The organism is Oribacterium sp. HCP3S3_B9, assembly GCF_052064255.1.
Lineage (GTDB): Bacteria > Bacillota > Clostridia > Lachnospirales > Lachnospiraceae > Oribacterium.
This window is the reverse complement of record NZ_JBQHVY010000030.1, coordinates 1-8,669: the sequence shown is the minus strand read 5'-3', so window position 1 is coordinate 8,669 and position 8,669 is coordinate 1. Positions and strand designations below refer to the sequence as shown.

16 protein-coding genes are annotated in these 8,669 nt (G+C 67.7%); 4 read left to right on the top strand and 12 right to left on the bottom strand.

Going from position 1 to position 8,669, the window contains the following annotated elements; all coding sequences use genetic code 11:
• Positions 1 to 129: 129 nt before the first annotated feature.
• The 11 genes from ACTNC3_RS10945 to ACTNC3_RS10895 all read right to left on the bottom strand — a co-directional run bounded on the left by ACTNC3_RS10945 (position 130) and on the right by ACTNC3_RS10895 (position 5,650).
• Complete coding sequence (locus tag ACTNC3_RS10945; RefSeq protein WP_441042251.1) at positions 130 to 639, bottom strand: hypothetical protein; 510 nt, start codon at positions 637 to 639, stop codon at positions 130 to 132.
• Positions 636 to 1,517 (bottom strand): hypothetical protein, encoded by an 882-nt coding sequence (locus ACTNC3_RS10940; protein ID WP_441042249.1) that lies wholly within the window; start codon positions 1,515 to 1,517, stop codon positions 636 to 638. The genes ACTNC3_RS10945 and ACTNC3_RS10940 overlap by 4 nt, the downstream gene beginning before the upstream one ends.
• Entirely contained in the window at positions 1,514 to 2,194 is a 681-nt protein-coding gene (locus tag ACTNC3_RS10935; RefSeq protein WP_441042246.1) for a YqaJ viral recombinase family protein, read from the bottom strand. Before ACTNC3_RS10935 ends, ACTNC3_RS10940 begins: the two co-directional genes overlap by 4 nt.
• Positions 2,191 to 2,331 (bottom strand): hypothetical protein, encoded by a 141-nt coding sequence (locus ACTNC3_RS10930; RefSeq protein WP_343118921.1) that lies wholly within the window; start codon positions 2,329 to 2,331, stop codon positions 2,191 to 2,193. Before ACTNC3_RS10930 ends, ACTNC3_RS10935 begins: the two co-directional genes overlap by 4 nt.
• Before the next feature lie 100 nt (positions 2,332 to 2,431).
• Entirely contained in the window at positions 2,432 to 3,004 is a 573-nt protein-coding gene (locus ACTNC3_RS10925; RefSeq protein WP_441140872.1) for a hypothetical protein, read from the bottom strand.
• Positions 3,005 to 3,112: 108 nt separating this feature from the next.
• Positions 3,113 to 3,394 (bottom strand): hypothetical protein, encoded by a 282-nt coding sequence (locus ACTNC3_RS10920; protein WP_441085734.1) that lies wholly within the window; start codon positions 3,392 to 3,394, stop codon positions 3,113 to 3,115.
• A complete protein-coding gene (locus ACTNC3_RS10915) occupies positions 3,391 to 4,188 on the bottom strand; it encodes a DUF7666 domain-containing protein (RefSeq protein ID WP_441227447.1) in 798 nt (265 codons plus the stop codon). The genes ACTNC3_RS10920 and ACTNC3_RS10915 overlap by 4 nt, the downstream gene beginning before the upstream one ends.
• Before the next feature lie 70 nt (positions 4,189 to 4,258).
• Positions 4,259 to 4,429, bottom strand: coding sequence for a helix-turn-helix domain-containing protein (locus tag ACTNC3_RS10910; RefSeq protein ID WP_441227446.1), 171 nt, complete (start codon positions 4,427 to 4,429; stop codon positions 4,259 to 4,261).
• A gap of 11 nt (positions 4,430 to 4,440) precedes the next feature.
• Positions 4,441 to 4,635 (bottom strand): hypothetical protein, encoded by a 195-nt coding sequence (locus ACTNC3_RS10905; RefSeq protein WP_441046701.1) that lies wholly within the window; start codon positions 4,633 to 4,635, stop codon positions 4,441 to 4,443.
• Positions 4,632 to 5,420: a phage antirepressor gene (locus ACTNC3_RS10900; protein ID WP_441069403.1), complete on the bottom strand. Its 789-nt coding sequence runs from the start codon at positions 5,418 to 5,420 to the stop codon at positions 4,632 to 4,634. The genes ACTNC3_RS10905 and ACTNC3_RS10900 overlap by 4 nt, the downstream gene beginning before the upstream one ends.
• Positions 5,417 to 5,650 carry a helix-turn-helix transcriptional regulator gene (locus ACTNC3_RS10895; RefSeq protein WP_366150681.1) on the bottom strand — a complete coding sequence of 78 codons (234 nt, stop codon included), beginning with the start codon at positions 5,648 to 5,650 and terminating at the stop codon, positions 5,417 to 5,419. The genes ACTNC3_RS10900 and ACTNC3_RS10895 overlap by 4 nt, the downstream gene beginning before the upstream one ends.
• Positions 5,651 to 5,748: 98 nt before the next feature.
• Between ACTNC3_RS10895 and ACTNC3_RS10890 the strand changes: the two genes are divergently transcribed.
• Positions 5,749 to 5,988 carry a helix-turn-helix transcriptional regulator gene (locus ACTNC3_RS10890; RefSeq protein WP_441069401.1) on the top strand — a complete coding sequence of 80 codons (240 nt, stop codon included), beginning with the start codon at positions 5,749 to 5,751 and terminating at the stop codon, positions 5,986 to 5,988.
• Here ACTNC3_RS10890 and ACTNC3_RS10885 read toward each other — a convergent pair.
• On the bottom strand, positions 5,985 to 7,127 hold the full coding sequence (locus ACTNC3_RS10885; RefSeq protein ID WP_441227445.1) for a tyrosine-type recombinase/integrase: 1,143 nt from the start codon (positions 7,125 to 7,127) through the stop codon (positions 5,985 to 5,987). The genes ACTNC3_RS10890 and ACTNC3_RS10885 overlap by 4 nt on opposite strands.
• A 312-nt stretch (positions 7,128 to 7,439) precedes the next feature.
• On the opposite strand from ACTNC3_RS10885, the gene ACTNC3_RS10880 reads away from it, so the two are divergent.
• The 3 genes from ACTNC3_RS10880 to ACTNC3_RS10870 are packed head-to-tail and all read left to right on the top strand — an operon-like array spanning position 7,440 to position 8,586.
• The gene (locus ACTNC3_RS10880; protein WP_432232227.1) at positions 7,440 to 7,796 is read left to right on the top strand and encodes a hypothetical protein; all 357 of its coding nucleotides are present in this window, start codon (positions 7,440 to 7,442) and stop codon (positions 7,794 to 7,796) included.
• Positions 7,797 to 7,828: 32 nt separating this feature from the next.
• The gene (locus tag ACTNC3_RS10875) at positions 7,829 to 8,221 is read left to right on the top strand and encodes a hypothetical protein (protein ID WP_441042226.1); all 393 of its coding nucleotides are present in this window, start codon (positions 7,829 to 7,831) and stop codon (positions 8,219 to 8,221) included.
• Positions 8,218 to 8,586 carry a helix-turn-helix domain-containing protein gene (locus ACTNC3_RS10870; RefSeq protein WP_441069397.1) on the top strand — a complete coding sequence of 123 codons (369 nt, stop codon included), beginning with the start codon at positions 8,218 to 8,220 and terminating at the stop codon, positions 8,584 to 8,586. The genes ACTNC3_RS10875 and ACTNC3_RS10870 overlap by 4 nt, the downstream gene beginning before the upstream one ends.
• Positions 8,587 to 8,669 lie beyond the last annotated feature (83 nt).

The window sequence follows — 8,669 nt, the reverse complement described above, 5'->3', positions numbered from 1 at the left end:
GTCGTGGGGTGATGGGTTGGCGGTGGTCGTCTAGTCCCATCGCGCCGGTGAGGATGTGGAGGGCGGAGCAGGCTGCCGGGGCGGGGGCTCGGCGGTCGTCACCCGCCCCGGCAGCGACTCGGGTGGTGCTCATACGGCCACCGCGCTCTCGACCCGGTTGGCGTAGGTGGCGCGCATTCCCTCATCGGTGGCGAGGTAGGCCATGTGCGCGAGGTGGTCGCTGACCTCACGGAGCGCGGCGGCGTGGGTGGGTCGCCAGCGTCCGATGTGGCCGCAGTCGCAGCGCCACACCCAGTGGTCCGGCGTGTCGCGCCAGATGTGCGGCTTGTGGTCGGAGAACCAGGCGGCGACGATCTCGCGCAGGTCGCTCTCGATGCGGCGCTTGTCGCCGTCGTAGTCAAAGAACCGATGCCGGCGGTCGCCGTGCTGGCCGTGGGAGCCGCAGTCGAACAGCTCGCACGTCGTGCCCTGCTCGTGGGTTACGCGCTGGTCGTGGTCGCGGCGGAAATGGATGACGATCTCGCGGTAGTGTGCGCGGTTCGTGGCGTCTCGCTGCCAGATTTCGACGCCCCCGCGCTCGGTGGCGATGCCCCAGCCGGTGTAGCCACCGGGGTTCGTAGTAGGGATGACGACGGTCATGCCGTGGCCTCCTGCTCGGCGTCGGGCACCAGCTCCGCCTCGTACACCTCGCCCGTGTCGGGATCGGCCAGCGACTCCGCCACAGCAGCCTCGGCGGCGACCAGTTCGGTAAGGGCAGCGATCACGGCAGCAGCCTCGGTCTCCGTCAGGTCGGTCGCGGACGTGAGCGGATGTCCGACAGCCTCGACGGCGAAGTCCAGCGCCTGCCTCTTGGTGAGCCCGGCCTGTTTGACGAGTCCGCCGATGGTGGTGGTCTGCTCGGTGCTCAGCATCGGCTCAGCCATGCCGCGCAACGCCTCCATCGCAGCATCGACGTTGGTCGGGGCCGGGTCAGGCGTCGGCTGCTGCTGGGTGACCGTGACCCGCTCCGGTGGCGTGCCGGCCCCCAGTTCCTCGGGGGTGTAGATGACGCCGTACAGGGCGTCGGATGCGCCCATGCGGCACACCTCGGTGATGGCGCGGGCGCGCATCATCTGCCCCTCATACTTGGACCAGTTGCCCTTGCCGGACAGTCCAGCCGCCTTCGCCTTCGTCCTGTCCCAGCAGGACGTGAACTCGAAGTCGGGGTCGTCGGCGCGGATCAGGGTGGCGGTCACGACCGGGCCATGCTCGGTGGCCTCCTCGCGGATGCGCAGCTTGTGCCCGGCCCGGCGCACCAGTGAGGCGAGCAGGTCGGCCGACGCGGTCGGCTTACCCTCGATCACGTGGATCGAGTTGATGGCCTGCATAGGCGGGATGCCGAGCGCGTCCCCGTACTCGATCGCGATGAGCACGTTCGCGGGTTGCTTGTAGTACTGCCTGGGGAGCAGGTTCCCGTCTGCGAGGGTGCGGGCGTACTCGAGTTTTTGGGGCATGGTTGCCAGTTCGGTGCCGGTCATGCTGCTGTCCTGTCTGTGGTGGCCGCGTCTCGTGCGGCGTGGAGGTCGGTGATGAAGCGCTGCCCGGCCCGCATCAGTGCGGTGAACAGGGCTGGGTTGAATCGGATCGGGTAGGTGGCGAAATCGAAGCCGCGTTCACCGGCGGCGAGGATGGCGAGGATGGCGCGGTCGAGTCCGAGGATGCCGAGGCCCCACTGCACCTGGTACAGGTAGTGCATCGGCACCCGATCGGTACCGGCCCGTCCCCATGCGTGCGCGGGGCGGTGGGGGTCGTCCCAGTCGTCACCGGTCAGGACGGCACGCCGGTCGGCGGTTTTCGCCTCGACCAGCACCCCGTCTGTGGTGACCGCATCTGGGTTGTACAGCGCCCAGTCGTGGCGGGGATGCACATGGGTGCCCGCCATCGCGTCGTCGTAGATGAGAGGCGTGGGCCATGAGGTGGTGAGGGATCGCCGCTCAGCGACCATGCCGAGGACAGCAGCCTCGAGCATGGTGCCGCGCCACATCGCCGGGGTCTGGGGGTGGACAGTGCCGGCGATCTTGTCGGCGATGAGCTGGTCGCGGTGGGTCCATGGGGACAGTCCGCAGGCGGCGGCGATCTCGGAGCCGCCGATCCGCCAGCGCCGCGCCTCATGCCACTCGGGCGTGTTCGGCGGGTAGGTGCAGAGTAGGGTCACAGTCCCGCCTCCCACCATGCAGCGGAGTCGAGGATCTCGCCGCAGTCGCCGCAGACCCGCCACGCATTGCAGCCGTAGGTCTCCACGTCGATCTCGCCGTCGTGGGGGCAGGCGTCCGGCTCAATACAGGCGCTCATGACCGGACCTCCGTCCCGAGCCACAGCCCGACGCAGACCACGCCGATGGACAGCAGGACCGCGATGACGGGCACGATGATGTCGAGCACGATGCGGCGGGTCATGACGCACCGCCGAGCGCGGCGAAGTCGATCCCGGCGGCACGCATCGGCTCGGTGAGCGTCGCGACCCCCAGCGCATCCGTGATTACACGGACCGTGGTGCATGGCCAATCGAAGGGCTCGCCATCGTCGTAGCGGCAGATCGTGCAAGCCCATCCCACGCGCTCATCGACATGCACCCACTCGCCCCCGTCGGTCTCCATGTGGTCGTGGTTGACCTCGTGGTCATCGCATTCACCCGGGATGCATGGCTCGAAGATGCCGACGCGGGGATGCTCCCGCAGTACCGCTTCCAGCGCGTCGAGCGCCTTCGGTAGGGCGGTGCTTGCATCCTCGACGGCAATCAGGCCGCAACCGCTCCACGCGTCGTAATCGCCAGTCGCGATAGGCGACCAGCCAGCCTCGGGGTGCTCGGCTTCAATGGCGGTGTAGGTGGGGCCATTGGTGGGGTCACCTTCTGCTCCCTCCCTGTAGCGCCAAGGTGCGGGGGGTGCGGCGTCCAGCAGGGCGCGGCGGCGAGCGATCCAACCGGCGGCGGACTCGACCATCTCGTCGGTCAGGTAGTCAGTCATAGCTGCCAGCTCCAATCTGGGGTTCCGTAGATGCCTGCTGCGAAGACGAGCAGGCAAGAGGTGATGATGATCAGGGCGAGTATGAGCACCTCGGCGGTGTGGTTGCGGTCAGTCATCGTCATCACTGCCGTCGCCGTCGCCACCGCCGTTGCCGTCGCCAGTGCCGTCGCCATAGCCGTAGCCAGTGCCGTCGCCAGTGCCGTAGCTATAACCGTCGCCGTAGGGCCAGACCTTGGCCAGCTCCAGGCCATCGATGTAGATGTCGCCGTAGGGCCAGACCTTGGCCAGCTCCAGGCCATCGATGGCGGACTCGAGGCGCGCCTTGGCCTCTACCATCGCTGTGGTCGAGGCGTCGACCTCGGCGAGTTGCGCCAGCAGTTTATGGCTCATGACTGCACCTCGATCGGGTCGCCGTCGATCGTGACGGGTCGGCAGGGTGTCGCCACGCGGGGCGCCTTGCACTTCGGGGTGTCGCCCAGGATCGGGCGCAGGTCAGCGACAGACACCCCGACCGCGAGCCAGCGCGTCGCCTCTCGGTGATATGCGGTCGCCTCCGCCGGGGAGGGCGAGAAGTGCAGCCCCCCGCCGCAGTCGTTGTCGTCGCGCCAGTCGGCGGCCTCCGGGAGCGTGCCGGGCGCGTAGCTGGTGCCGTGCGGGCTGATCCAGTTGTCCCCGACGGCCTTGTACACGGTCGCCACACCGTCAGCGACCTCGATTCCGTGGTAGGCGCACCATGCGTCCGGGTCTGTCGGCTCTTGCGTGTGGTCAATGATGACGCCTCCTACGATGGAGGCGCGCCTAGAGTGGCAGTGGACAGCGACCCGAGGTCTCGCCGTGACCGTGGCCGAGTCGTGGGCCCTGACCGTGGCCGAGCCGTAGGCCGCGACCGTGGCCGAGTCGTAGGCCGTGACCGTGGCCGAGTCGCAGGCCGTGACCGTGGCCGAGTCGTAGGCCGTGACCGTGGTTGAGTCGCAGGCCATGACCGTGGCCGAGTCGCAGGCCATGACCGTGGTTGAGCCGTAGGCCCTGACCGTGGTTGAGCCGCAGGCCGTGACCGTGGTTGAGTCGCAGGCCCTGACCGTGATGTATGAGCCGGGCTCGGAGCGGATGTCGATGACCCGCGCTCCTGCGGCGATAGCGGCGTCCAGCTCGGCCTGAGTGGTGACAGTAATAGGATCAGTCATGAGATGTGCCCCTTCCTGGGGTACGTGGCCCTCGCCGTGTCAGCGGTGAGGGCCGATCTGTTTGGTGGGGTCAGCGCGTCTTGGAGCTGGTGATGAGCCGGTTGACCTGCGCGGCGGAGAACAAGACGCGCCCGTTTCGCTTGCTGGACGGCTTGTGTCGGCGAAGCTTCCCGTCGGCGGCGAGCCGGTCGACGGTGGTGAGGCTGACGCGCAGCAGGTCGGCCACCTCGGCGCGGGTCATCCAGTCGCCGCTCACGACATCACCTCGGCAGAGAGTTCAGCGTCGGCTTCGTCGGCGTACCTTTGGGCCAGATCAGCCAGCCCCTCTATCGAGTCAGCCGAGTGCTGAGACAGGAAGTCGAGCTCACTGACGGTGCGCAGCAGGCGGGCACAGATCGTGAGCACCGTCACGGCTTGAGTGAGTTGGGCAACCCGCTGCACGTTCATGCCGCCACCTCGCTATCCAGGAGCGAGTCGAGGTCAGCGGTGCCACCCAAGATGCGGTGCAGAGCCGACAAGCCCTTGGCGGTGATGCGGATCGTCGGGGCGGGCAGCTCCAACTCGCCGGTACGGTGGTTGAGGAACGGGCCGGACGCCATTTTCTGCGCCAGCCGTCCACACTCGATCTGCGACTGGTAGGCGTGCCACTGCTGGCGATGCCCTGAGCGGTAGATCCAGCCCTGCTCGCGCATCGTCTCGAACAAGCGGTTGCGGCCGGTGCTGATCGCGGGGTCGCGTGAGAGCACCTTTGCGGCCTCGTCCACGGCGTAGTCGCCGGCGCAGGCGACCATGGTGGACCATGCGCGGGCGGCGGGTGCGAGTTCACGGGCACGCTGCTCGGCCAGTTCGCGGGCGTCCTCGGCCTCCACGACCATCAGCGCCAGTTCGCGCTTGGTGATCGACTCGACCCGGTAGCCGCCCGTCCTGCGGATGGAGGGCAAGACCTCGCTGGTGATCCAGCGGCGGAAGGTCGCGGCCTCCGGCTTGTCTGAGCGGATGACCACCTCGTACATGCCGGGCTCGCTGACGATGGTCATCTGCTGCGCGCCGCCAAGGGTGTCAATCTGAGTGACACCCCTCATATCGTCGGCGATGCGGCTGGCGGTCATGCTGACGTTGCCGAGTCTGAGGACTTTGCACAGGTCGGTAAGGACGAACCACGGCTCGCCGTCGATGGTGACGACGCGGACAGTGGCATCGCCGTAGGCGAAGGGGACGAGCGTGGCGCTCATGCTGCCACCGTCCGGCGAATCGCTGGGTAGGTGATGGCCTCGAGCGGGACGCCGAGGGCGTCTGCGAGTGCGCGTGCGGTCTGGGGGCCGGGCTGCTTGCGTCCGGCTTCGATGTTGGACAGGAATGCGCCTGACACTCCGACGTCCTTGGCGAGGCGGACCTGCTTCATCCCTACCGCGTTGCGGAGAGCGGCGACCGCTGCCCCGTTCACGAGTCTGGTTGCTTCCATAAGAAGAGAGTAGGAAAGAACAGGAAAGAAGTCAAGTAAGGAAACTAAACTACCAAGAAACTGGCAGTGACTAGGGTGCGCGCTGCGTAATTACAACGATGTGTTTCCCTGCTGAGCGGCTACTCTTTCCTCATGACCCCGAATCTTTCCCGATTTTTCCTGTCACCGTGGTGGACATGATCACCGGCCAGCAGCTCCGAGAGGCGCGACTGAGGCGGGGCTGGTCGCAGGGGCAACTCGCAGACAAGCTCGGCGTCACCGAGCGCAGCATCGGCAACTGGGAGCGTCGCGGGATACCTGCCACCCAGCAGGTACGCATCGCTGACGTGACACGCTAACCCAGCTCCCCCATGCGCTGCGCGATCGCCCTGTCGCGCTCGTCGGTGGCGACCTGGTACAGCATCGCCATCCCCGGCGTGGTGTGCCCGAGCCGCGCCATGAGTTCGCGGACGGTCGCGCCGGACTGAGCGGCCAGCGTCGCCCCCGTCTTGCGGAGGTCGTGGACGGACATGCCGGGCCGACCCACGGCCCGTGCACCCCGCTGATGGGCGCGGTAGATGGACCCATCGCTCAGTGGCCCACCGCCACGGGCTGGGAACAGCAGCTCGTCGCCGGTGGCGTCCGGGTGATGGGCATCCCAGTCAGCGAGCCACTGAGCGATCCCCTCAGCGATGGACGGCGGCAGGTGGGCTGTGCGGATACCGGCAGTGGTTTTGGGCGGCCCGATGTGCCACCGCCGCCCGCCGTCCGGGTCGGAGATGCGGGCGGCGGTGCGCTCGACGCGGATGGCGGTGGCGTCGTCGGAGATGTCGCAGCGCCGCAGTGCCCGCACCTCACCGGATCGCAGCGCCCCCCATGCGGTGATCGCGAGGATGACGCGCCACCGGTCGGGGACGGCGGCGAGGTAGGTGCGCAGCTCGGTGGGGCTGAGCGCGACTGAGCGGTGCGCCGGCGCAGGCTTCCCCGCCCCGCGGATGCGGCACGGATTGGTCGGGATCAGGCCATCCTCCACTGCATCGGAGAGGATGGAGCGCAGGAGCTGGTAGGCGTTGCCGTTCTGGGTGGCGGTGGCGGCGGGTAGTGCGTCGTACCATGCACGGACGGCCTCGGGGCTGATCTGACTCACGGCGATGCGTCCGAGGGTGGGGGCGATGACCTGCTGCACGAGGCGGCGGTACAGGGCGGCGGTGGAGTCGCGCAGCGGCTTGCGGGCACGGCGCTGACGTCGGGCGATGATGTCGGCGCAGTAGGCGGCGAGGTTGACGGCGGCGACCTCGGGGGCGCGGACGCTGGGAGCGATCCATGTGCCCCGGTCGATGGCGATCTCCTCATCGCGGAGCCATGCCTCGGCGTCGGAGCGCAGGAGGTAGGTGGAGGGTGCTCGGTGACGCTGCCCGTCGGGGCCGATATAGCTGGCCTGGTAGCGGTCTGAGGGGAGTCTGCGGAGGGTGCCGAATGCTCGGCGAGTGCGTGCCATGCTGACCACACTAGTGCACGTTAGATGCACGCGGGGCGAGAGGATCGGATATTTGCGCTCAGTGCGGAGAGGTTCGACTCCTCTCTCGCGCACAATACGTCGGAGCCCCTGACTAGGAGACATACCTAGTCAGGGGCTTTTTGTTGTCTGCATCGGTCCGCAGGAGTGCTCATGAGACCGCATGAGACCGCATCACTAATGCACGCTAGATGCACGGCCAAGAAATCTCCCCGGTGTTTTCTCGATCCCCTCTTGCATACCGGTACCCACATGTGTATACTGGGATACATCAGATAGGGAAAGGAACCCACTATGAACGCCACGATCACCTACCGCACCGGCAGCTACTACAGCGAGACCGACACAGCCAACCACATCTGGGAGATCTCCGACGAGCAGGGCATCGCCTCCGAGCTGTACGTCAGCATCAGCGACGCCGAGGTCATGCAGATCGAGACCCGCGAGGATCGCCGCGGCGAGGGCCTCGCCCGCCAGCTCTGGGAGGCCGCCAATGCGCAACTCGGCATCGTCTACCACAGCCTCCCCGCGCACCGTACCCCCGAGGGCGAGGCTTTCGCCAGCGCGGTCGGCGGCGAGTCCGTCACGGAGTGCCACATCGATAGCTGCGACTGCACGGACATCATCGACGACGACCCCTACGGCTACTGAGCCACCACCGACCACACGACAGGAGACAGACCATGACCAGCTACACCACCCGCGACGAGGCCATCCTCCGCCAGATCATCGAGCCCATCGAGTCCGGTGACGCCAGCCGCGACGAGTACGACATCGACGCGATCGCCGCCGAGGTGCTCGACACCATCGGCGAGGGCACCGAGTACCGGTGGACGCAGACCGCCGACGACGCCGAGTTTTGGGCCGCTGTCGAGCGCCACCGCCGCCCCAGCATCCTTGAGCAACTCAACGGCTACGACGGCGACAACCTGTTCCGGGACGTCATCTACGGACTCGACGGCTACGACGAGGACGCCACCAGCGAGGCCGACCCCAACTACCGCAACGACACGTTCGTCGCCGCAGGCGTCACCTACCGCTACGACTACCAGCGCGCCGAGTGGGTGACCGCATGACCACCGCACGCGCACCGATGACCGAGCACGACCTCGACGCATGGCTGTCCGACACGACCGCCACCCCGACCCAACGCGCCGAGCTGCTGGCCGCCGACGCGGCACTGTGCGAGACGATCCCCGACGATGCGGAGCCCGGCACGGGTTCCCCGGAGTTCATGGGCGCCGCGAAGCTCGTCCTGGGCGACGCCACCCTCGCCGACCTCGCGGCCACGCTGCTGGCTGCGCGGATCGCGGAGCGTGAGGCGATGGCCGAGCTACAGGGCGCCATCGTCGCGGCCCATCAGCGGGGGGTGTCAGTGATGGAACTGGCTCGCCAATCGGGTCTCACTCGACGCACCGTGTACCGGACCCTCAGCCGATGACGGCGGCGGCCTGCGGTCGTGGGAGTCTGAGCGGGACCGGATCAGTGAGCGGGCCGAGGCTCTGATCTGGGCTGAGCTGGCCC